Genomic DNA, 22,168 nt, shown 5'->3' with positions numbered 1-22,168 from the left:
TAGTAATACGGTACCAAACACAAAGAATAATTTTGCAGTATGGAAAAGGTAGACTGGAAGGTAGATGGAATGGACTGTACAAATTGTGCACTTACCATTTCAAAATATCTTACAAAAGAAGGGGTAAAAAACGTAAAGGTTAATTTCATCGGCGGAGATGTAAGTTTTGAATTAAATCAAAATACGGCAAAAGAAAAACTGGCAAAAGGCATAGCCGATCTGGGTTACACGGTATTGGGTGAAACGCATGCGGATACAACCAAACCTCCGTTTAAACTTTTTGCCAATCATTTGCAACGTTTTTTATTTTGTCTTCCATTTACAACAGTACTGATGCTGCATATGCTTCCATGGCATATCCATTTTTTAATGTACCCTTACATTCAACTGGCTATTTGCTTACCTGTTTATATTGTAGGCATGAGTTACTTCGGAGTAAGTGCAGTTAAAAGTTTACGCAGAGGCATACCCAATATGAATGTGTTGATTGCAATCGGCGCTACTGCTGCCTTTATTTACAGCCTTATAGGAACGCTTGGTAATTACGGGATGGATTATGTGTTTTATGAAACAGCCGCTACAATCATCACCCTGGTTTTTTTGGGCGAATGGGTAGAAAACAGGTCTGTTGCCCTTACACAAAAAGAGTTAAATAAATTGGCTGGTCAGCAAAAGGTAATGGCCAATATGATTGCCTTTGATGATGAACACAAGGAAAATATTTTTCCGGTAGAAAATACCCAGCTCCGCCCCGGTGATTTAATCCTGATTAAAAGTGGTGAACAGGTACCGACCGATTGCAAAATATTATGGGGCAATGCACAGGTAAACGAGGCCCTGTTGACAGGTGAAAGTGTTCCTGTAAGCAAGCAGAAAAAAGATAGTCTTATAGGTGGCAGTATTTTAACAGACGGTACAGTAAAGGCGCAGGTAACCGCTACGGGGAAAGACACTGTGCTCAGCAATATTTTAAACCTGGTGAAACAAGCGCAGGGCGAAAAACCGCCGATTCAGCAACTGGCGGATAAAATCAGCGCCATTTTTGTTCCCGTTGTGTTAGGCATTTCGGTACTTACATTTATCATCAATTACTTTTTTGTTGATGCCGGCATTACGCATTCTTTAATGAGGAGCATCGCTGTTTTGGTAATCAGCTGTCCCTGTGCCATGGGGCTTGCAACGCCTGCTGCCATTGCTGTTGGCCTTGGCAGGGCAGCAAAAAACGGCATTCTTTTCCGCAATGCAAAAAGCCTGGAATTATTTAAAGATATTCAAACCGTCGTATTTGATAAAACCGGAACACTTACCAAAGGCGATTTTGTGATCAACGGTTTTCATTCTTTTGTTTTACCTGAAGAAGAATTTAAACGCATTGTTTTTTCATTGGAAAAATATTCCAATCACCCCATTGCAAAAGTGATCACCAGCAACTGGAAAACCAATAATACCATTAGCTGGAAAAAAGTTGAGGAGATTAAAGGAGTAGGCGTGATGGCAACCGATAATGAAGGCAATGTTTACCAGTTGGGTAACAGCAATATTGAAGCTACTTCCCGTGCAGAAAAAAGTCACACCGCTTATCTCATCAAAAACAACCAGGCACTCGGCTGGTTGGATATGGAAGATGAAATCAGAAAAGAATCAAAAGATGTAATTAACTACCTGCACTCAAAAAACATCAATACCATTTTATTAAGCGGCGACAGCTACGAAAGATGTAAAAAAATTGCAGATGCTGTTGGCATTGATACAGTATATGCGGAAAAAAAACCAGCAGAAAAATTACAGGTAATTGAAGCTTTAAATAAGGAGCATCCAACCGCTATGGTGGGCGATGGCATCAATGATGCTCCGGCACTGGCCAAAGCTACTATTGGCATCTCTATGAGCGATGCTTCACAGCTGGCCATGCAAACCGCACAGGTGGTGCTGATGAACAAAGGCATACAACATTTGCCCTTGGCGCTCGGGTTGGGTAAACATACTTTCGGAACCATTAAACAAAACTTATTCTGGGCTTTTATTTATAACATTGTGGCAATCCCAATCGCCGCTGCAGGGTTTCTGCATCCGGGCATAGCTGCTCTTGCAATGGGTTTCAGCGACGTTGTACTGGCTATTAATTCCATTAAGCTCAATTACAAAAAAGTGGTTTAATTTCAAACCATAAAAATTCCATTTGTCAATCAATCAAATTCTTAAAGAGTACTGGGGATATGATGTATTCCGTCCTCTACAGGAAGAAATCATCCATTCTGTTTTGGATGGAAAAGATACACTTGCCTTACTGCCTACCGGTGGGGGCAAATCTATTTGTTTCCAGGTGCCCGCTTTGGCGAAAGATGGAGTATGCCTCGTTATCAGTCCGCTGATCGCTTTAATGAAAGACCAGGTACAAAATCTAAAAAACAAGGGAATCCCCGCCTTGTCTGTGTATTCAGGTATGAGTTTTTTTGAAGTAAAAAAGACACTTCAGAATGCGGTACATGGCAATTATAAATTTCTGTATGTATCACCTGAGCGGCTGGAAACGAATCTATTTTTAGAATTCCTGCCGGCAATGAATATCAACCTCATCGCAGTGGATGAAGCCCATTGTATTTCGCAGTGGGGGTATGATTTCAGACCTCCTTACACCCGCATAGCACAATTACGGGAATACATGCCTGATACGCCAGTACTTGCATTAACGGCTTCTGCAACGGCAACAGTACAGGATGATATTTGTGAAAAATTAGCCTTCTCAAAAAATCAGCAACGGTATCAGCAGTCTTTTGAAAGAGCGAATCTTTCCTACAGTATTTTCAATGTAGCCAGCAAGCAAATTAAACTGCTTGAAATTTTAAATAATGTTAAAGGCAGTGCCATTGTTTACTGCAAAAGCCGGAGGCATACAAAAGATATTGCGGACCTCTTATCCCTAAATAAAATAAGCGCCAGCTTTTACCATGCCGGTTTAAGCAACGAAGAAAGAAATAAACGGCAGGAAGACTGGATCAATAATGACACCCGTGTAATGGCATGTACCAATGCTTTTGGAATGGGCATAGACAAGCCAAACGTGAGAGTAGTAGTGCATTATGATGTACCCGATTGCCTGGAAAACTATTACCAGGAAGCGGGCAGGGCCGGCCGCGATGGCAAAAGAGCTTATGCGGTGTTGTTATACAGCGACCGGGAGCTACAGGACTTACAATCTCAGTCTGCCATCCGCTATCCGGAAAAAGAAGAAATAAAAAAAGTGTATACAGCTATCATGAATCACCTGCAGATTCCCGCCGGCAGCGGCGAAGGCATCAGTTATGATTTTGATATGGCTACGTTTACAACAGCTTTCAAACTCAACTTGCTAACCGCTACCTATGCAATTAAAACGCTGGAGCAGGAAGACATAGTCACATTCAATGAACTCTTTTTTAAACCGTCGTCTGCTGCCTTTACCTGTGATAAAAACCAGCTTACAGAATTTGAGCAACAATACCCGCAACTTGAGCCTTTAATAAAAGGGCTTCTAAGATCTTATGAAGGAATTTTTGATTTTCCTACCGCCATTCATGAAAATCAACTGGCTAATTTTATTCATAAAAAATTACCGGATGTTTTACAGCAATTACAATTTTTACATCAAAGCGGTATTATTGATTATTCACCCCGGAAAGACAAACCACAGCTAACCCTTTTGCAAAACAGGATGTACGCCGACAGCTTTGTTATTGACCTTTCCAATTACACAAAAAGAAAATTAAATTTTGAAAAAAGAGTTCAGGCAATTTGCGGATACATTCAGCAAACTGCCAGGTGCAGAAGCCAGTTTATTGCAGCTTATTTTAATGATCACAACGTAAAAGCATGTGGTATTTGTGACAATTGCATCAATCAGCAGGATTTGAAAATAAGTGCAGAAGAATTTGAGAAAATTGCCAGTGAAATTTATAGACAGGTAGCTCAGCAATCCATATCTTATAAAGAACTGATGAAAAATTTAACCGGGGTTAAAAAGGAAAAATTCTGGAAAGTATTTAATTATCTGCAGTCAGAAAAGAAGATAAATATAGACAGGAAGGGCTCAATCACCAAAGCCTGAACTTTATTTTGTCCACAACATAAACAGCTAAAACGGGCGGTTATAAAAATAAAAAAGGGACCAAGATAGAAATCTAGTCCCGCTTTAAAATCCAATATCCTATGAAAAACCGAAACGAAGATAGGGTGTAATATCTTACAATACAACATTTTTGAACAATTATTTTCTTGCCGTCACCTCCTTTTTAAAAGTAAAAATGACAATATACGAGACTTTCAAAACTGATAAAATGCCGTTTATGAATTAGTTTTTAATTGTATACCGGTGGGTTTTAAATAGAAAAGAAGCGCCCTGGTACCATGCTATTGCTTCTTTTGACATTTCATCAGAAACAGGAAGAGGGGTCGAAATGCCGGTCGAAAAATCTGTTTGAAACTGCGCTGTTTTTTTTTGTGGTGATAGTATTAGCAGCTTATTATCTTTTATAAAACCCATATTTTGGTAAGTACTGATAAAAACTCTGTCCCTTTCAACCGGCGTTCTATATAAATCAAAACCTAAAAAATGGCTGGAATAATTCACATTCATTATTCCCAATAATGTTGGGGCAAGGTCAATCTGGCTGGTAAGCCGCTCTTCAATTTTTGGTTTCACTAGTGCTGGCGCATAAATAAAACAGGGAATGTGATACCTGTTTGCAGGAAGATCTGTTTTACCTGCGCTACGGGAACAATGATCGGATACGACTACAAATACCGTGTTGTTAAACCATGGCTTTTTTTCAGCATCTTTTAAAAATTTGTGAATGGCGTAATCAGTATATTTTACGCCTCCCTGAATAGATTGTGAGGAAGAAGGAATATCAATTCTTCCGTCAGGGTATGTATACGGCCGGTGATTACTAATGGTCATCAAATGATTGAAAAAAAGTGTGCCTTTAGTATAACTTTTATCGCATTGCTGAAGACAAAAATCAAAAGCAGCTTCGTCGTCAATACCCCAGGCGGTTGTATGATGCACCAGGCTATCCGGAATATCTCTTTTATCCAACACTCTATAACCATTGTGGCTGAAAAAATATCCCATGTTGTCAAAAAAACTGTTGCCTCCGTAAATGAAATTTACATCATAGCCCTTACCTTTCAATACACCACCAATTGTAAACAAATTTTCATTGTTGGGGCGGCGCACAATTGACTGGCCTGGCGTTGGCGTTATCCCCATTGACAGCGCCTCTAATCCCCTCACCGTCCTGGTTCCGGAAGCGTAAAAGTTTTTAAAAAAAAGGCTTTGCGGTATCAGTGAGTCAAGAAAGGGCGTTATATTTTCTTTACTGCCGAAATATTGTAAGTAATCGCCACTTAAACTTTCAACGCTTATTAAAACTACATTCCATTTCTTCTCCGCACTGTCATTTTGGATCATCCTTTCAACACTTAACGGATCGTTGCTAAAGGTAGCATTGGAGGTTTGCAATTGGGTGCGTAAAATTTGGATGTTAGCCGTATCATTGTTAACCTGGTAAAACCGGTTGTAGTCTAATTCATTATTCCAGAAGGCCGCACCAAATTCGTATGTACCGTTACCGCTCAATTCGTTTACGTAGTTATTTTTACTGATATTTTTCCACCTGTTATTTACAAGAAAATAGCCTGCCAGCGGTATAAGTAAAAAAAGTAAAAACCATAGCGTTCGCTTTCCAAAACGCATGCTATTAAGTTGAGATGCAATAAGCGTTTTTCTTACTAGAAAAAGTATCAGCAGGGTAACCATCACAACGGCTGAAATAATCAGCGGCATATTGTACGACTCCTGGATATTACCTAAGACTTCATTGGTATAAACAAGGTAGTCAACCGCAATGAAATTGAATCGTACATTGAACTCATTCCAAAAAACAATTTCGCTGCCAGCGATCGTTACAATGATAAAAATTAGAATGAAAAAGAGCATGAAAAGAGGAACACGTTGCCACTTTTTTTGAAAGAAAGAATCATTGATCAACCAGCAATACAAAGCGACGGGTATGGCGAAAAAACTGCTTACAACCAAATCGTAGAACAAGCCAATAACAAAAATACCCAGCAAAAGCAAAGGCGAAAGTTCTAGGTTTGGCCAGCTTTTTATCAGTAAAATAAGTCTTGTAATAAAACTTACTCCACAGATAACCAGCGCAAGTAAAAATAACGGACCAAAACGTTGTTTAAAAAGACTGCCCCATTTTTTCATTCAGCAAAATTAACAAAGCAATTGTTGCAAAAGCTGTTAAAACCAGCTGGTAGTTTTTTTGCTTGACCGGCCGCCCATACCCAATGCACCCAGCAGAGACCGTACGATCGTATTGCCTGCTGTACGAGCCATGCTTTTTACGATGGTGTTATTGGCAATTTTTTCAAAAGTGGATTCTTCTGGTTTTGCTGTCCCTTTGTTATCAGCCGCCTGCTGCGTTTTGTCTGCAGCATCCTGTAATTTAGCCGTTAAGATTTCATAAGCACTCTGGCTGTCAATAACCTGATTGTATTTAGCGGCTATTTTAGAATGACTTACGATCGAATCAATTTCGGCGTCAGTCAGCACATCCATCCGGCTCCTGGGCGAGCAAAGCATCACCTGCGCCAACGGTGTGGGAATGCCTTTTTCATTCAGCATTGTAATCAACGCTTCACCAATACCCAATTGAGTTATCAGGTCTTCTGTTTTATAAAAAGTAGTTTCAGGATAGTTTTCTGCTGTTTGTTTAATTACTTTTCTGTCAGCCGCTGTAAAGGCTCGCAAAGCATGTTGCACTTTTAACCCCAGCTGAGCCAACACGCTGGCAGGCACATCCATGGGATTCTGCGTACAAAAGAAAATACCAATGCCTTTGGAACGAATCAACTTGATGATAGTTTCAATCTGTTGCAGTAAAGCTTCGCTTGCTTCCTGAAAAATAAGATGTGCTTCATCAATAAACATCACCAGTTTAGGTTTGTCCAAATCACCTTCTTCAGGGCAGGTTGCGTATAACTCAGCCAGCATCTGCAACATAAAAGTGGAGAACAACTTTGGCTTGTCCTGTAAATCAGTAACCCGTAATACATTAATCATTCCCCGTCCCTGGTCATCCATACGCATCAGGTCATCTACTTCAAAACTTTTTTCTCCAAAAAAAACATCCGCACCCTGTTGCTGTAATTCTATTACTTTACGCAAAATCGTTCCGGTACTGGTAGTAGAAATTTTACCGTATGTTTTTTCCAATTCAGCTTTGCCTTCGTCACCAATATATTGCAACACTTTTATAAAATCTTTCAGATCTAACAATGGTAGTTTAGCATCATCACAATATTTAAATATCATCGCTACCACGCCGCCTTGCGTATCGTTAAGCCCAAGTATTTTTGTCAGCAACACAGGACCAAACTCGCTTACAGTCGCTTTTAAATGCACCCCTTTCTGTCCGCTCAATGTCATCAGCTCTGCCGTGAATTGTTCCGGTTTGTACTCCATCTGCAGCTTTTGGTAGCGGTCAGTTACTTTATCATTTACCGAGCCCAAAGCAGCAATACCGCTCAGGTCTCCTTTTATATCCATCAATAAAACCGGCACACTTGCATCACTTAAAAATTCACTGATCATCTGCAGGGTTTTTGTTTTACCCGTTCCGGTAGCACCTGCAATCAATCCATGGCGGTTCATTGTTTTTAACGGAAGAAAAATACCAGCCTCGGGTATCACTTCGCCATCCAAAACAGCAGCACCAATTTTTACACTTTCACCTTTAAAAGTATAACCAGCTGCTATTGCCTGTATGAATTCGTCTTTTTTTGCCATTGGTAAAATTTTAGGAAAGATACAAATGCAGTGGAAATAGCAAACATTTTTTTTATGAATAACATCACCTTAAGCATTTTATGGAAACGCTGATATTAATCAACAATCACAATAAAATTTTAAGTGAACAGATGAAGCGACTGCCAGCAAGTATAAAGACAGTCCTAATAAGATGCCAGATTTTAATTATGGAAATTTTTTCAATACAGTAAAGCGCAATAAAAACTCCAGCAGCAATAAAACGAAAGCAGCTATTGCAAATGGAAAAAACTTTTCGGTATATCTTGTAAGTGTTGATATCTCTACTTTTGATTTTTCAAGCCCGTCTATCTCCTTGTAAATACCCGCCAGGCTTGCATTGTCTTTCGCCCTGAAATATTTGCCACCGGTTTCGGTTGCGATTTCTTTTAATAATTTTTCGTCAATGGTTACTTTTTGCTGCTGCATTACAACGCCCATTTCCGTCCTCACCGGAAAAGGTGCATACCCTTCAGTGCCTACACCAATAGTATACACTTTAACTCCGAATGCTTTTGCTATTTCTTTAGCATTGGTTGGTCCTATCAGGCCGCCATTGTTTTCACCGTCGGTCAATAAAATAATTACTTTACTTTTTGTTTTGCTGCTGCGCAGGCGGTCAACACTGGTTGCCAGTCCGTCGCCAATGGCGGTACCATCTTCCAGCAAACCATTGCGTATATTATCTACAGCAGACTTTAATACAGCCCTGTCCGTTGTAAGCGGACATTGTGTAAAACTTTCTCCTGAAAAAATTACTATCGCTATTCTGTCTGTTAACCTGCTGTCAATAAAATCCTGGGCTACTTTTTTAGCAGCCTCCATTCGGTTGGGAGTAAAATCCTGCGCCGTCATGCTGCCGCTTACGTCAATGGCCAGCACAATATCTACGCCTTCGCCTTCAGCTTGTTGCTCATCTGTTTTTGTCTGAGGCCTTGCCAATGCTGCAATAATAAACGCAACGCTTAGCAGCCTTAGTAAAAATGGCAGGTGCCTGAAACTACTTTTCCATGAGGTAAGACCGGCAAAACTTTTACTGGAAGAAACCTTAATACCTGCCTGGTTAACGCCATTCTTCTTTACATACCAAAAAATCATTACCGGAAGTAACAGGCCCAGCCAGAAAAATTGCGGAGCAGCAAAACTGATATTATTTAGATAGCTGAAGAACAAAAGTTGTATAATTTATTATTTTGATGGTGATGATTCAATTAGCCTGATAGTATCCTTTATTAACCGCTGATTATTTTCGCTGTCAGAAGGCAAAGGAACATATTTTGCAAACTTTACAGCATTGCTGAAACGCAGCGCTGCAGCGGATTTATCCAGAATATCAGTAGCCGCATAATTTGATTTGATTGCAATCAGCATATCGCCCGTTGTTTTATTGCTGTAATCAGTGTTCTCTTTACGCGATAAATATTGCCTGTAAATTTCTATCAATTTTGTGTGATACTGTTTTATGTCTTTCGGCTCAGATAAGTCGAAGTTTTTTAGCTTGTCAATTTCCTGCATAGCTTCTTCAAACGGCGATAACTTTGATACCGATTGTACTGGCGTTTTACTTTTCTTTTTGGTTCTGTACCACCAGTAAATCAATGCAAGCAACAATATAATCAGCGCCCCTCCTGCAACCCAATACCAAAGTGGGTTAAAGACTTCTACTTCTTTGATTGCCTTAATATCCTTTAAAGCACTGGTTGTATCCGCAACTGAAAAAGCAACCGTTACCGGCAATGAATCGGTAAACATGGTAATTGTAGTATCATCCTTTGCAGGATTAAAATTGATATTGTAAGAAGGAAATGTCCATTTACCGGAATCAAAACTGGTGAGTGTAAAAGTTTGAGTAAGGCCGGATAATTTTTGATTGGTAAAAACAGAATCAATTTTACTTTTTTCTACCAGTTCAAAATGTTGCATTGAATCTGGTAAGGCTATCCATTTTATAAAATAATCATCTCCGGAAAAATTGGCTTGCACCTTTAATTTAAACTGTTCTCCAATTAAAATTTCACTTTTATCAATGGTTGTTCTTACAACAGGTTGCGCAGTACAAAACAAAAAAGCAAGAGAGCTGATTGCCACTGTCAATAATATTCTCCGCATTTTCCTGTTGTCCATTATCAATTATAAAATTATCAATTAACCCTAGCTTCTTTTAATGAAAAATTTCTGCAATACTTTTACGTAATCTTCATCGGTACGGATATGCAATAAATCTGCCCCGGCTTTTCGGAAATAGTTTTTACTTAATTCACTTTGCTTTAAAAACTGTTGCTGATAATTGTACTGCACCATTTTATCACTGCTGTCTATCCATTGCTTTTTGCCGGTTTCAAGGTCTTCTATCTGCAACAACCCGGCATCGGGCAATTGCATATCCATTTTGTCGTAAATACGCAGGCCTATTACATCATGCCTGCCGCCAATTACCTTTAAATCATTTTCATACACAGCATCCACAAAATCACTCATCAAAAAAGCAATACCGCGGCGACCGCTGGTTTTATTAAAGAACTTGATAGCTTCTTCCATATTGGTTGTTTTACCAACAGGTTCTGCCGTCAGCAATTCCCTTACTATATACAGGGCATGTTTTCTACCTTTTTTTGGGGCGATGTATTTTTCAACCTTGTCACTAAAAAAAATAGCACCTACTTTGTCGTTGTTATTGATAGCGCTGAAAGTGAGAACAGCACCAATTTCTGTAATCAAATCCTTCTTTCTGTTTTGAACCGTACCAAACATATTGCTGGCACTTACATCAACAAGCAAAAAAACAGTCAGCTCCCGCTCTTCCTCAAAAACTTTTGTAAACGGGTGACTGAATCTTGCACTTACATTCCAGTCGATAAAACGAACATCATCCCCTGCGTAATATTCTCTTACTTCCCGAAAGCTCATTCCCTTTCCTTTAAAAGCTGAATGATATTCTCCGGTAAATAAATGGGTGGTTATTTTTTTACTTTTTATTTCAAGCTCTTTTACCTTGCGTAAGATTTCTTCGGTGGTCAACACGCCACCAGCTACTTCACGGGAAGAAGGATCGTCTGACTTTACAGAAAGTAAATCTTCTGTAAGGTCATTGGTAGTTATATTTTTTTTCTTTTTAAACAAATTTATATTTGGTTGAACGATTTAAAAGCCCTTCAATATTGTTAGCTCAAAATCTTTTTTATCAGCAGATTATGGCACATTTACCACACGCAAAATTTCATTGATCACCTGTTCCGCATTTATATTCTCTGCTTCCGCTTCATAAGTTAATCCTATTCTGTGCCGCATTACATCTTTACAAATACTTCTTACATCTTCAGGAATCACAAATCCTCTTTTATTTAAAAATGCATAGGCCTTCGCTGCCAATGCAAGATTAATACTTGCCCTTGGTGATCCGCCAAAGCCGATGAGTGGTTTTAATTTTGACAAATTGTATTTATCAGGAAAGCGGGTTGCAAAAACAATATCCAGAATATAGTGCTCTACTTTTTCATCCAGGTAAACCTGCCTTACCAATTCTTTTGCGGTTAAAATTTCCTGGGTAGAAGCAACCTGGTTAATGGGCGGAAAAGAAAGCCCCTGGGTATTTTGCCGGATGATCAGCGCCTCTTCTGATTTGGACGGATAGTCGATTACCACTTTCAACATAAACCTGTCCACCTGTGCTTCAGGTAATGGATAGGTTCCTTCCTGTTCAATGGGATTTTGGGTTGCCAACACCAAAAATGGTTCTTCCAATTTAAAAGAAGTATCCCCGATTGTTACCTGCCGTTCCTGCATAGCTTCCAGTAAGGCGCTTTGTACTTTTGCAGGAGCACGGTTGATTTCATCTGCCAGAATAAAATTGGAAAAGATGGGTCCCTTGCGTACATAAAATTCATTTTTGCCCTGGTTATAAATCATAGTACCTACCACATCTGCCGGCAATAAGTCAGGAGTAAATTGTATACGGCTGAAGTTAGCCTTGATGGATTGTGCCAGTGATTTAATTGCCAGTGTTTTCGCCAGGCCGGGTACGCCTTCCAGCAAAACGTGCCCGTTACTTAAAAGGCCGATCAGCAAACGTTCAATCATACCGTGCTGGCCAACTATTACTTTACCAAGTTCATCATTAATACGGGTAACAAACCCTGCTGCATCATTTATCTTCTCATTCAGCAAGCGGATATCTTCGGCTGTTTGTAGCATAAAAAAAATTTACCCTTTGCCCTGAAGGGCGCCGGTATTTTAAATTAATATTTTTATTGGTACAGCAGGCATGTATCAATTTTTACAGAATTTTTGCTGGTTACTACTGTGCCTGCCCGTTTAAATTAATGCCCTTTGCGGGATGCGGCGAAAATACGAACAATGCACTAACAAAAATTTTGCCGTAATGGGGAATGGAAAAAAATTCTGTTAAAATGGCTTTATCTTTAAGTAAATTATAAAGCTATGACAGATCAGCAATTAATCACTACTTCCAATTTGCTGGAAGGATACCGCATCATCCAGCACCTGGGTGTTGTAAGAGGAATTACTGTTAGAAGCAGGAGTTTACTGGGCAACATCGGTGGCGGTGTGCAATCATTATTTGGCGGCAAATTATCTATTTATGTTGAACTATGCGAAAAAGCAAGAGAAGAGGCTTACCAATTAATGTTGCAAAACGCCAATGAAAGGGGCGCCAACGCCATCATTAATATGCGTTACGATGCCAATGAAGTAATGCAGGGTATTACAGAAGTACTTGCTTACGGTACCGCAGTAGTGGTAGAGAAAATCGCCTGATGAGCTTCAGGTTATCCCAGGTATTTCCCCACAATCGGCACTCGTCTCCCTACCCCAAAAGCTTTGGGTGATACTCTTATAATCGGACAGAACTGGTTGCGCTTGTATTCGTTCATGTTGACCATCTTTAAAATCCTGTCGACCAGGGCAGCATCAAAACCCTGCCCTTTTATTTCCTTCGGACCCATTCTGCGCTCAATGTATTGGAACAAAATTTTATCAAGGATTGCATAATCGGGTAATGAATCTGCATCTTTTTGTCCCGGTCTTAATTCTGCCGATGGCGCTTTATCAATGATATTCTGGGGAATAATTTCCTGTTTGCGGTTAATATATTTTGCCAGTTTATACACCTGCAGTTTATAGCAATCACCCAACACACCCAGACCGCCGGCCATATCGCCATATAAAGTACCATAGCCCGTTGCCAGCTCACTTTTGTTGGAAGTATTCAGCAAAATGTATCCAAACTTATTGGCAATGGCCATCAATAAATTTCCCCTCGTGCGGCTCTGGATATTTTCTTCGGCCACACTAAAAGGCAGGTCCTTAAAGATGGGTTTTAAATCCTTTAAAAAAGCGTCGTAAATATTTTTTATCGGAATGATCTCGTATGGATTACCCAACGTTTTACTCAATTTCTCTGCATCTTCCACAGAATGACCTGTAGAATATTGAGAAGGCATTAAAACAGCTTTTACATTATCAGCTCCCAATGCTTCACAAGCCAGTGCAATGGTAACAGCACTGTCTATTCCGCCGCTGCTGCCAATGATAGCTTTGGTGAAACCCATCTTAAAAAAGTAATCTTTTATGCTCATTACAATGGCGGCATAAATCTTTTCTATGTTTAAGTTTTCATGCAACACAAGCGGATTGAGTGCTGCATCCGGCACATGACTGGCGGGCTGAATCACAGGCCCATCAATGGTTCCATCATCTTTCAAAATAAAAGACTGCAGAGCCGATTGAAAAGAAGGAAGCTGTCCGCAAAGGTTGGCATATTTATCAAACACCAACGAAGACCCATCAAAAACAATCTCTGTTTGACTGCCCGTTGCATTGCAGTAAAACATCGGCAGTCCATATTTTACAACCGTTGCTTTCACAACAGCTTTCCTGTCTTCATCATGCGTATAATCAAATGGAGAAGCCGAAATATTGATCATGATATCAGGCTGGTGTTTCATTAGTTCATCCATCGGGCAAATTCGGTACAACGGATTATCGCCTAAATTCCAGATGTCTTCGCAAATGGTTACCGCCAGCTTCTTTCCTTTAAATTCAATTATATTCCATTCGTATGCCGGTTCAAAATACCGGTTTTCATCAAACACATCGTAAGTGGGTAAACAGGTTTTATGCGCTATGCCTTTCACTTCTTTTTCAAATAAAAAATATGCTGCATTGAAAAGGTCCTTGCCCTTGGGGATGGTATTTTTATCCGGTGCGCCAACGATAACTGCTATGGTATCAGCATGCTGTTTTATTTCTTCTACCGCAGCATAACACTTACTTATAAAATCATCAAACTCTAAAAAATCACGTGGCGGATAGCCGCATACAGATAATTCGCTGAACACAATGATATCGCCACCCTGCTTTTTGGCTTCTTCAATAGCGCAGATTATTTTTTTTGTATTGTCATCAAAGTTGCCAATATGGTAATTCTGCTGTGCTAAAAATATTTTCATACCCGTACCCTTAAGGAGCTTAACTTTATATTAATAAATCATTTATTTTCTTTGTAAAGTTAAAACTTCAAAAGCATTATCGTCCATGAGAATATCCTTTGCTGTAATTGTGCTGTGCGCTTTTTTATTTTCCTGCTCTTCCAATAAAATACCTGATGTTTCCAATATTAAAATCGACCTCACTACTGAACGTTTTGAAAAAGATATCTTTGATACAACCGCTCCTAACCTGTTATCTTACCTGAAACATATCAATACAAACAGCCCAGCTTTTATAGACAACTATCTTGGCAAAATATTAACGGTAGACCCTGCTTGGCCGGCCGATACTGCAGCTGCGTACGTAAATGGATTTATTAAAGCCTATCGGCCGGTATACGATTCTGCGGAAAAAATATTCAGCGATTTCAGCCCGTATGAAAAGGAAATAAAAAGAGGATTGCAGTTTGTAAAATATTATTTCCCTGATTATCGTGTTCCCAAAAAAGTAATTACTTATATCGGACCTGCAGATGGTTATGGTGATATTTTAGCCGAGGATGCTTTGGTGATAGGCTTGCAGCATCATCTTGGTAAGGACAATTCCCTGTATAAAACAACGATGGTACAGGAAACCTATCCTGAATATATTTCCCGACGTTTTGAGCCCGGTTATATCGCCTTGAATTGTATAAAAAACATTGTGAATGATCTTTATCCGGAAAAAGAAAGTGATAAACCTTTGGTGAATGAAATGGTTGAAAAGGGTAAACGCCTTTACCTGTTAAGCAAGTTGCAGCCGGAAACAGAAGAGTATAAACTAATGGGCTATACTCCGGAACAAATGAAAGACAGCTACGCACACGAAGCCGTAATCTGGGATCTTTTTATTAAGAATTCACTATTGCAGGTTACAGATAAAAATATTTTGAAAAATTACATTGATGAAGGCCCTAAAACGCAGGAACTTGGAGAAGGAGCACCCGGAAATATTGGGTCGTTTGCAGGATGGCAGATTGTTAAAAAATATATGCAGAAAAAACCCGCAATTACTTTACAGGAACTAATGACCCTGGACAGCGAAATTATTTTCCAGGAGGCCAAATATAAGCCTTGATTTTAAGCCGCCTGAGCCTGATGCTTTTTTATAACTATTGGTTGTTTTCCCAATGATTTCATCATTCTGAAATGGGAGGATATCGCTCCAAATAAAGTATCATATTTGTTATAAGGCAGGTTAAACTCCTTACATTTCTCAATTACAATTTTGCTGATTGCAGGATAATGAACATGGCTTACTCTTGGAAATAAGTGATGTTCAATCTGAAAATTCAGTCCGCCTACAAACCAGGAAATTACCGGGTTACCCATAGCAAAATTGGAACTGGTTCTTACTTCATGTTCCGCCCAGGCGGTTTCAATGTGTTTCGTTTCATCCAAAGCTACGTTTTCAAACTCTGTATTTTCTACTACGTGTGCCAGCTGAAATACCAGGGATAAAGTGATGCCCATCACTATGTGCAACACCAGGAAACCGAGCAGCCACGGACCAACGCCCCAAACCATTGCAGGAACAACCATATAAAATGTGAAGTAAGATATTTTAGTAGCCCAAAAAACAATGTGATTTTTTGTATTCAGTTTCCAGGCCTCTGTTGTATAAATTTTACGTGTGAAATATTTTGTGAAATCCATAAAAAACAACCAAAAAATGGAAGACAATGCATAGACTGGTAACAAGTACAAATGCTGTATTTTATGTGCAGGCACCCATTTTTGTGATTCGCATTGACGAATGATCGGGCTCTTTGCGATGTCATCATCTATACCGTCTACATTGGTGTAAGTATGATGAATAATGTTGTGCTTTTGTTTCCAAAAATAAGAACTGGCCCCCAGTGCATTTGCAGTTAAACCCAATGCATCATTTAGCCATGGCTTGGTGCTGTAACTGCCATGGTTGGCGTCGTGCATCACGCTAAAACCAATGCAGGCAAATACATATCCCAGGATACCGCACAATCCCAATGCAGGCCATGCATTCATTTTAACAAACATAAGACTTCCGTAAATAATAATGGCAGCGCTGATTAATGTGATGGTTTTAATGTATAACCGCCAGTCGCCGGTTCTCTTTTTATGCCTGGTAGTAAAATACTGATCAACGGCAGCTTTAAGACTTATGTAGAATTGATTATCTCTGTTATCGAAAGTTACTTTTGCCATGATGGATATTGGTATTTTTTATTTTGCACATTCCAAGGTAGGTAAATAAGCTGAATATGAAATGATAAAGTATCGCTTTAATTCATCTTAAAAGGAACTGTCATTTCAAAAGCAGGTATAGTTACGTCGAACTCCTTACCACTATTAATATTTTCCATTAAATAAGTGCCGTACATCTTGCCCATTTCTGTACGCAGGTTACAGCCACTGATGTATTGATATTCCTCCCCTGGATTGATTTGCGGTTGCAACCCTACAACTCCTTCACCTTCAACTTCCCTTAAGCTTCCGGTGGCATCATATATATACCAGTGCCTGCGTAATAACTTTACTGGATAGGAATTGTTATTTTGTATGGTAATCCGGTAGGCAAACATATACTCATTTTCAGATGGATTGCTGTATTCCGGCTGAAAAAAAGTTTCAACACTTACCGTAATTCCTTCTGATATTTTTGAGATCATGTATTGGTCGCTTTTTGTAAAAATAGTTTAAAAATCAGCCAATTGTTGTAAATTGATATAAGTTAATTGTTAAAACATATGCCTGCTTCAACCCATCATTATTCCAATGGAGAAATCACCATTTTGTGGCAACCTTCCTTATGCAAACACTCTGGTATTTGTTTCAAAGGTTTACCTGCCGTGTTTGATCCCCGGCGAAGACCTTGGATAGATATAAGGCAATCATCAACTCCCATAATTATTGAGCAGATAAAAAAATGTCCGAGCGGTGCGTTAAGTATTGTTACAGAGCCTAATTCAACACAACCATAAAGCATTCCAGAACTAACCTGCTTTTTTTGAATTAGTGTATCCATTTTTTTGTAACCATTGCAATACTTTGTCCCTGTTATCGCCCTGAACAATGATTTCGCCGTCTTTAACCGAACCTCCGGTACCACAAAAACTTTTCAGTTGTTTTCCCAAGTCTTCCCTGTCAGTATTTCTTCCTGTGAAACCTTCAATTAAAGTAACTGCTTTTCCTGCCCGGTGTTTTTTATCTAACCAAATCTTTAGCTTTTGCTGGGCAGGTGGCAATGTTTCATCTTCCTCCACATTTCCAGTCTCCGGTTTAAAATTGGGATCTGTTGAATAAACCAATCCACCCAAAGATGTTATTTTTTTTTGTGCCATGGCTACTGTTTGCTTTTTTGAAATAACACTAGTTCATCAACGATATTTCCAGTATAAAATTATTGTTTATTGTAATTTTTGCATTTAAACGTAAGTCATCAGGTTCATAATCGCTGTAAGTTTAATCTTGATTTATTTCAAAATTAATCCAGTTGCATTATTTACGCTATTACTCATACAGTTTTAAGTCTACCGGGTATGGAGGCCTTTAAACTCAAATCCAGGCTTCTTGCCTGATGTATAATTGCTCCGCTGGAAATATAATCAACACCGGTTGCAGCGTAGCTTTCAATATTGGCCAGGTTAATGCCACCGCTGGCTTCTGTTTCATACTGACCTTTGATAATTTGCAAGGCTTCGGTTATTAATGCAGGTGTAAAATTATCCAGCATTATCCTGTTTACCTTGCCAGTTGCCAATACTTTTTGCACGTCTTCAATAGATCTGGTTTCCACCTCAATCAGTAATCCGGGTTTTACATTTTGCACGTAATCGTACGCCTTATTAATAGCCTTTTCTATACCGCCACAATAATCAATGTGATTGTCCTTGAGCATAATCATATCAAATAAACCAAAACGATGGTTAACGCCACCGCCTATGCGTACAGCTTCTTTTTCAAGCAACCTGAAATTAGGAGTTGTCTTCCTCGTATCAAGCAATTTTGTCTTATAGCCTTTTAATTTATCGGTATATAATTTCGTAAGTGTAGCAATACCGCTCATGCGTTGCATGGTGTTCAGCACCAGTCTTTCCGTTTGCAAAATAGTATGTACCCTTGCTTCTACCTCAAATGCCAGTTCACCAAAATGCATCGGTTCGCCATCCTTTTTAAGGATTGAAAAAGTAACGTCAGGTTGCACATAACGAAATATTTTTTCAGCTACTGTAACTCCCGCCAGGATACCTTCTTCTTTAATTTTAAGTATTGCTTTACCATTGGCCGTTGCATCTATACTTGATAAAGTAGAATGATCTCCATCGCCGATATCTTCTGCCAGTGCGTTTTTTATCAGCAGGTTTAGCTGTTCGTTATAATTCATAGCAGGCAAATGTAAAAAATAAAAAACCTGTAAGAGAAAAAGTCTTACAGGTTAATAATATATTGGCGGAAGATAAAAATAAAGTCAATGATTTTCAAAACGCAATTCCTGAATTACCTGCAGGTCCCCCTTTTGCTTCATATACACAGTCGTTCGGTAAGTACCGGCTTTGGTGACAAGTTTCCCGATGCAATACTGCGATTGTGAACCTGCATTCTGACCTTTATGAATCACTTCAAAGCTTTTTACTATGTTAGTGGCAAAAAAATCTTTCAGTACAAGTTCTCCCTGGCTTTTACTATAGCTATTGCTTTTATCGGGCATGGTAATTTCAACGGTATTGTCAAAAAATTTCGCTATTTGAGAGGAGTTGCCTGTTTGCATGGCAGCTATTACATCATCAATCCCAACTTTCAAGGTAAAAGAGGATAAAAACAGGCCGGTAAGTATTGGAACAATCGTAAAGAAGCGTTTCATAAAGAAATTTTAGTGGTCATTTTGCTAAAAACGTGCCAGCTCCGAATAATATTTTAGGCTGAAAGATAAAGCGATCTATTACAATGACAATAAGCTTTTTATAAAAGCTGCAAAAAAGTTAACTTTACACCATGAAAGACAAAAAAGCAATACTAATAATCATGGATGGATGGGGACTCGGCAAAATTAAAAGCAGTGATGCCATTCAGCACGCCAAAACCCCTTTTGTTAGCTCTTTATATACCAAATATCCCAATGCAACTTTGGTTACCTGCGGCGAAGATGTAGGATTGCCTGAAGGACAGATGGGCAATAGTGAGGTTGGTCATTTAAATTTAGGTGCAGGAAGAATTGTTTACCAGGAACTGCAAAGAATAAATGTCGCCATCCGAAGTGGTGAATTTCAACAAAACCCAACCTTGCTGAATGCAATCAGCTACGCCAAAGAAAACAATAAAACATTGCATTTGCTGGGTTTGGTAAGTGATGGCGGTGTGCATTCTCATATCAATCATGTTAAAGCACTGGCTTCACTTTGTGCAGCGCAAGGCCTGCAGAATGTATTGGTTCATGCGTTTACTGATGGCAGGGATACCGACCCTAAAAGCGGATTGGGCTTTTTAACAGATTTGCAAAATCATCTGCAGACTTCAGCCGGTGATATAGCGACAATAACAGGGAGATATTATGGAATGGACCGTGATAAAAGATGGGAAAGAGTTAAACTGGCGTATGATGCAATGGTACATGCAACTGGCATAGCTACAAATGATGTTTTGGGAGCTATCAAAAAATTATACGATGAAGGCATAACTGATGAATTTATAAAACCCATTATTAACAGCAATGTTGCTGATACAAAAATTAAGGAAGGTGATGTGGTTATCAGCTTCAATTTTAGAACTGACCGCTGCCGAGAAATAACAGAAGTGCTTACTCAGCAAAACATGGCTGAGTTTGGCATGCATAAGTTAAACCTGCATTACACAACCATGACGCAGTATGATCAGTCTTTTGAAAACGTACATGTTGTTTTTAAAAATGATGATCTTAAAAATACACTGGGTGAAATTTTAGAGCAAAACAACAAAACACAGATACGTATTGCCGAAACTGAAAAGTACCCGCATGTATCTTTCTTTTTCAGCGGTGGCAGAGAAGTGCCTTTTGAAGGAGAAAAAAGAATTATGATTCAGTCTCCAAAAGTAGCTACATACGATTTACAACCAGAAATGAGCGCTTATGAAGTAGCTGCAGCAATTGTTCCGGAAATTGAAAATAAAACGGCTGATTTTATTTGCTTAAATTTTGCTAACGCAGACATGGTGGGTCACACAGGCGTTTGGGATGCAGTAATAAAAGCAGTGGAAACAGTAGACACATGCGTAGAGAAAGTTGTTACGGCTGCTTTGGCAAGCGATTATGCAGTTTTCCTGCTGGCAGATCATGGTAATGCAGATTATGAAATTAATCCGGATGGCACGCCCAACACTGCGCATTCGCTGAACCTGGTGCCGTTTTTTGTTATTGATAATGAATGGAGAGGTGTTGTGAAAAGTGGCAAATTGGGAGATGTCGCCCCTAGCATTTTAACCATGATGGGGCTGGCAATTCCGAAAGAAATGACGGGCAATATTTTGATCGGCTGATTTGTTGGTGAATAAATTTCCTTGCTCAATGCTTTCGTACTATTTTGTTCTTTTTATCCATAAAACTTAACCATGAAAAAAGTACTGCTTGTGTTGCTTGTTATCCTGGTGATAATACAATTTATTCATCCGGCAAAAAATAGCAGCTCGGAGGATGCGATGCTCGTGAATGACATCAGCAAAAAGTATATAATACCACAAAACGTACACGACATTTTAAAGACGAGTTGTTACGACTGCCACAGCAACAATACAGTTTACCCCTGGTATTCAAAAATACAGCCGGTTGACTGGTGGTTAACCAATCATATCAATGAAGGAAAAAGAGAAGTTAACTTTTCTGAATTTGCAACCTAAGGCATAGTAAGGCAATACAAAAAACTGGAGGAGATTATGAGCATGTGAAAGAAGATGAAATGCCATTGTCTTCCTATACTCTTATTCACAAATACGCAATACTTTCAGCTGATAAAAAGCAGGTGCTCACAGCCTGGGCCACCGCTTTGAGAGACAGTATAAAGGCTAATACACCAGCAGACAGCCTTGCAAGAAAAAGGCCGCCCGCAATAAAATAATACCGTAATATTTGCAACGGCGATTTTTATGGTTGTTATTAAGCAACAGGTGTATAATTTTTATTGCAAAGCAGCAACTAATAGGCTTAAATTGTCTATATTTAAGGTGTTAAACCAAGCACAACTATGACAGAAGAGACCATGCTTAATGGATGTCTTGAAAATAATGCCGCCGCTCAGGAAGCGTTGTATATGCGTTTAAGCCCTAAAATGCTTGGCGTATGCTATCGCTTCGCAAAAAACAGGGAAGATGCCGAAGACATGCTGCAGGAAGGTTTTATTAAAGTATTTGCTCAGATCCATCAATACCGCAATGAAGGTGCGCTGGAAGGATGGATAAGAAGAATTGTGGTGCACACTTGTATTAATATCCTCAAAAAAAACAAAAAGTTTTCTGACAGTGTTGATATTAATTATGCAAATGGCATTGGCATACGCGAAGAAACGATCCCTTCTATAATGCAGGCGAAACAGGTGGTTGAATGCATCCGGTTACTTCCGGTAGGCTATCGTACAGTATTGAATTTGTATGCTGTGGAAGGCTATTCACACAAAGAAATCGGGGATATGCTTGACATTGAAGAAAGCACCAGCCGTTCGCAATATACAAGGGCGAAGGCTATGTTGGAAGATATTTTAATTAAGAAAAACATTTTACTGAAGCCAAGAACCAAAAGCGGTGTTGCATTGACGGGAGCTGTAGCTTCAAATTAAAACGACCAGACTAATAAAACATACGAATTAGATTAACGATTGCTTTT

Annotated in this window: 21 protein-coding genes; 9 read left to right on the top strand and 12 right to left on the bottom strand. The window is 39.2% G+C overall.

Annotated features, from left to right (window positions below; translation table 11 throughout):
• Positions 1 to 39 precede the first annotated feature (39 nt).
• Positions 40 to 2,157 (top strand): cation-translocating P-type ATPase, encoded by a 2,118-nt coding sequence (locus JWR61_RS00640; RefSeq protein ID WP_301925955.1) that lies wholly within the window; start codon positions 40 to 42, stop codon positions 2,155 to 2,157.
• A gap of 22 nt (positions 2,158 to 2,179) precedes the next feature.
• The gene (locus tag JWR61_RS00635; protein ID WP_301925954.1) at positions 2,180 to 4,084 is read left to right on the top strand and encodes an ATP-dependent DNA helicase RecQ; all 1,905 of its coding nucleotides are present in this window, start codon (positions 2,180 to 2,182) and stop codon (positions 4,082 to 4,084) included.
• A 243-nt stretch (positions 4,085 to 4,327) separates the two neighbouring features.
• Here JWR61_RS00635 and JWR61_RS00630 read toward each other — a convergent pair whose 3' ends face one another.
• The 6 genes from JWR61_RS00630 to JWR61_RS00605 form a co-directional block, all read right to left on the bottom strand.
• Positions 4,328 to 6,253, bottom strand: coding sequence for an LTA synthase family protein (locus JWR61_RS00630; RefSeq protein WP_301925953.1), 1,926 nt, complete (start codon positions 6,251 to 6,253; stop codon positions 4,328 to 4,330).
• 36 nt (positions 6,254 to 6,289) lie between these two features.
• Complete coding sequence (locus JWR61_RS00625; RefSeq protein ID WP_301925952.1) at positions 6,290 to 7,837, bottom strand: helicase HerA-like domain-containing protein; 1,548 nt, start codon at positions 7,835 to 7,837, stop codon at positions 6,290 to 6,292.
• Between the two features lie 186 nt (positions 7,838 to 8,023).
• Positions 8,024 to 9,028, bottom strand: a complete 1,005-nt coding sequence (locus tag JWR61_RS00620) for a VWA domain-containing protein (protein WP_301925951.1) — start codon at positions 9,026 to 9,028, stop codon at positions 8,024 to 8,026.
• Between the two features lie 15 nt (positions 9,029 to 9,043).
• Positions 9,044 to 9,979, bottom strand: coding sequence for a DUF4381 family protein (locus JWR61_RS00615; RefSeq protein ID WP_301925950.1), 936 nt, complete (start codon positions 9,977 to 9,979; stop codon positions 9,044 to 9,046).
• Between the two features lie 27 nt (positions 9,980 to 10,006).
• Positions 10,007 to 10,975: a DUF58 domain-containing protein gene (locus JWR61_RS00610; RefSeq protein ID WP_301925949.1), complete on the bottom strand. Its 969-nt coding sequence runs from the start codon at positions 10,973 to 10,975 to the stop codon at positions 10,007 to 10,009.
• Between the two features lie 69 nt (positions 10,976 to 11,044).
• A complete protein-coding gene (locus JWR61_RS00605) occupies positions 11,045 to 12,046 on the bottom strand; it encodes a MoxR family ATPase (RefSeq protein WP_290339006.1) in 1,002 nt (333 codons plus the stop codon).
• Between the two features lie 246 nt (positions 12,047 to 12,292).
• Between JWR61_RS00605 and JWR61_RS00600 the strand changes: the two genes are divergently transcribed.
• Complete coding sequence (locus JWR61_RS00600) at positions 12,293 to 12,628, top strand: YbjQ family protein (protein ID WP_301925948.1); 336 nt, start codon at positions 12,293 to 12,295, stop codon at positions 12,626 to 12,628.
• Between the two features lie 11 nt (positions 12,629 to 12,639).
• On the opposite strand, the gene JWR61_RS00595 is transcribed toward JWR61_RS00600, so the two are convergent.
• The gene (locus JWR61_RS00595; protein WP_301925947.1) at positions 12,640 to 14,322 is read right to left on the bottom strand and encodes an NAD+ synthase; all 1,683 of its coding nucleotides are present in this window, start codon (positions 14,320 to 14,322) and stop codon (positions 12,640 to 12,642) included.
• 85 nt (positions 14,323 to 14,407) lie between these two features.
• Between JWR61_RS00595 and JWR61_RS00590 the strand changes: the two genes are divergently transcribed.
• On the top strand, positions 14,408 to 15,418 hold the full coding sequence (locus JWR61_RS00590) for a hypothetical protein (RefSeq protein ID WP_301925946.1): 1,011 nt from the start codon (positions 14,408 to 14,410) through the stop codon (positions 15,416 to 15,418).
• Positions 15,419 to 15,420: 2 nt separating this feature from the next.
• Here the strand turns inward: JWR61_RS00590 and JWR61_RS00585 are convergent, their stop codons facing one another.
• A complete protein-coding gene (locus JWR61_RS00585; RefSeq protein WP_301925945.1) occupies positions 15,421 to 16,527 on the bottom strand; it encodes an acyl-CoA desaturase in 1,107 nt (368 codons plus the stop codon).
• Between the two features lie 77 nt (positions 16,528 to 16,604).
• The gene (apaG, locus tag JWR61_RS00580) at positions 16,605 to 16,991 is read right to left on the bottom strand and encodes a Co2+/Mg2+ efflux protein ApaG (RefSeq protein ID WP_290339001.1); all 387 of its coding nucleotides are present in this window, start codon (positions 16,989 to 16,991) and stop codon (positions 16,605 to 16,607) included.
• Between the two features lie 78 nt (positions 16,992 to 17,069).
• On the opposite strand from apaG, the gene JWR61_RS00575 reads away from it, so the two are divergent.
• Positions 17,070 to 17,303 (top strand): (4Fe-4S)-binding protein, encoded by a 234-nt coding sequence (locus tag JWR61_RS00575; protein ID WP_301925944.1) that lies wholly within the window; start codon positions 17,070 to 17,072, stop codon positions 17,301 to 17,303.
• Positions 17,304 to 17,315: 12 nt separating this feature from the next.
• Here JWR61_RS00575 and JWR61_RS00570 read toward each other — a convergent pair whose 3' ends face one another.
• From JWR61_RS00570 to JWR61_RS00560, 3 genes are all read right to left on the bottom strand, one after another.
• Positions 17,316 to 17,663: a translation initiation factor gene (locus JWR61_RS00570; RefSeq protein ID WP_301925943.1), complete on the bottom strand. Its 348-nt coding sequence runs from the start codon at positions 17,661 to 17,663 to the stop codon at positions 17,316 to 17,318.
• 173 nt (positions 17,664 to 17,836) lie between these two features.
• Positions 17,837 to 18,706 (bottom strand): carboxylating nicotinate-nucleotide diphosphorylase, encoded by an 870-nt coding sequence (gene nadC, locus JWR61_RS00565; protein ID WP_301925942.1) that lies wholly within the window; start codon positions 18,704 to 18,706, stop codon positions 17,837 to 17,839.
• A gap of 84 nt (positions 18,707 to 18,790) precedes the next feature.
• Entirely contained in the window at positions 18,791 to 19,183 is a 393-nt protein-coding gene (locus JWR61_RS00560; RefSeq protein WP_301925941.1) for a DUF4783 domain-containing protein, read from the bottom strand.
• A 131-nt stretch (positions 19,184 to 19,314) separates the two neighbouring features.
• On the opposite strand from JWR61_RS00560, the gene gpmI reads away from it, so the two are divergent.
• The 4 genes from gpmI to JWR61_RS00540 all read left to right on the top strand — a co-directional run bounded on the left by gpmI (position 19,315) and on the right by JWR61_RS00540 (position 22,121).
• Positions 19,315 to 20,832, top strand: coding sequence for a 2,3-bisphosphoglycerate-independent phosphoglycerate mutase (gpmI, locus tag JWR61_RS00555; protein ID WP_301925940.1), 1,518 nt, complete (start codon positions 19,315 to 19,317; stop codon positions 20,830 to 20,832).
• 72 nt (positions 20,833 to 20,904) lie between these two features.
• The gene (locus tag JWR61_RS00550; protein WP_301925939.1) at positions 20,905 to 21,189 is read left to right on the top strand and encodes a heme-binding domain-containing protein; all 285 of its coding nucleotides are present in this window, start codon (positions 20,905 to 20,907) and stop codon (positions 21,187 to 21,189) included.
• 59 nt (positions 21,190 to 21,248) lie between these two features.
• Positions 21,249 to 21,407 carry a hypothetical protein gene (locus JWR61_RS00545; protein ID WP_301926070.1) on the top strand — a complete coding sequence of 53 codons (159 nt, stop codon included), beginning with the start codon at positions 21,249 to 21,251 and terminating at the stop codon, positions 21,405 to 21,407.
• A 126-nt stretch (positions 21,408 to 21,533) separates the two neighbouring features.
• Complete coding sequence (locus tag JWR61_RS00540) at positions 21,534 to 22,121, top strand: RNA polymerase sigma factor (RefSeq protein WP_301925938.1); 588 nt, start codon at positions 21,534 to 21,536, stop codon at positions 22,119 to 22,121.
• Positions 22,122 to 22,168: the final 47 nt, after the last annotated feature.

The organism is Ferruginibacter sp., assembly GCF_028288465.1.
Classification (GTDB): domain Bacteria; phylum Bacteroidota; class Bacteroidia; order Chitinophagales; family Chitinophagaceae; genus Ferruginibacter.
Note: the sequence above shows the minus strand (reverse complement) of the source record. Positions and strands in the feature narration are given on the sequence as shown.

Coding starts and splice junctions, on each gene's coding strand:
- JWR61_RS00640 (WP_301925955.1), top strand. CDS start 40: ATGGAAAAGGTAGACTGGAAGGTAGATGGAATGGACTGTACAAATTGT.
- JWR61_RS00630 (WP_301925953.1), bottom strand. CDS start 6,253: ATGAAAAAATGGGGCAGTCTTTTTAAACAACGTTTTGGTCCGTTATTT.
- JWR61_RS00625 (WP_301925952.1), bottom strand. CDS start 7,837: ATGGCAAAAAAAGACGAATTCATACAGGCAATAGCAGCTGGTTATACT.
- JWR61_RS00615 (WP_301925950.1), bottom strand. CDS start 9,979: ATGGACAACAGGAAAATGCGGAGAATATTATTGACAGTGGCAATCAGC.
- JWR61_RS00605 (WP_290339006.1), bottom strand. CDS start 12,046: ATGCTACAAACAGCCGAAGATATCCGCTTGCTGAATGAGAAGATAAAT.
- JWR61_RS00600 (WP_301925948.1), top strand. CDS start 12,293: ATGACAGATCAGCAATTAATCACTACTTCCAATTTGCTGGAAGGATAC.
- JWR61_RS00595 (WP_301925947.1), bottom strand. CDS start 14,322: ATGAAAATATTTTTAGCACAGCAGAATTACCATATTGGCAACTTTGAT.
- JWR61_RS00590 (WP_301925946.1), top strand. CDS start 14,408: ATGAGAATATCCTTTGCTGTAATTGTGCTGTGCGCTTTTTTATTTTCC.
- JWR61_RS00585 (WP_301925945.1), bottom strand. CDS start 16,527: ATGGCAAAAGTAACTTTCGATAACAGAGATAATCAATTCTACATAAGT.
- apaG (WP_290339001.1), bottom strand. CDS start 16,991: ATGATCTCAAAAATATCAGAAGGAATTACGGTAAGTGTTGAAACTTTT.
- JWR61_RS00575 (WP_301925944.1), top strand. CDS start 17,070: ATGCCTGCTTCAACCCATCATTATTCCAATGGAGAAATCACCATTTTG.
- JWR61_RS00570 (WP_301925943.1), bottom strand. CDS start 17,663: ATGGCACAAAAAAAAATAACATCTTTGGGTGGATTGGTTTATTCAACA.
- nadC (WP_301925942.1), bottom strand. CDS start 18,706: ATGAATTATAACGAACAGCTAAACCTGCTGATAAAAAACGCACTGGCA.
- JWR61_RS00560 (WP_301925941.1), bottom strand. CDS start 19,183: ATGAAACGCTTCTTTACGATTGTTCCAATACTTACCGGCCTGTTTTTA.
- gpmI (WP_301925940.1), top strand. CDS start 19,315: ATGAAAGACAAAAAAGCAATACTAATAATCATGGATGGATGGGGACTC.
- JWR61_RS00550 (WP_301925939.1), top strand. CDS start 20,905: ATGAAAAAAGTACTGCTTGTGTTGCTTGTTATCCTGGTGATAATACAA.
- JWR61_RS00545 (WP_301926070.1), top strand. CDS start 21,249: ATGCCATTGTCTTCCTATACTCTTATTCACAAATACGCAATACTTTCA.
- JWR61_RS00540 (WP_301925938.1), top strand. CDS start 21,534: ATGACAGAAGAGACCATGCTTAATGGATGTCTTGAAAATAATGCCGCC.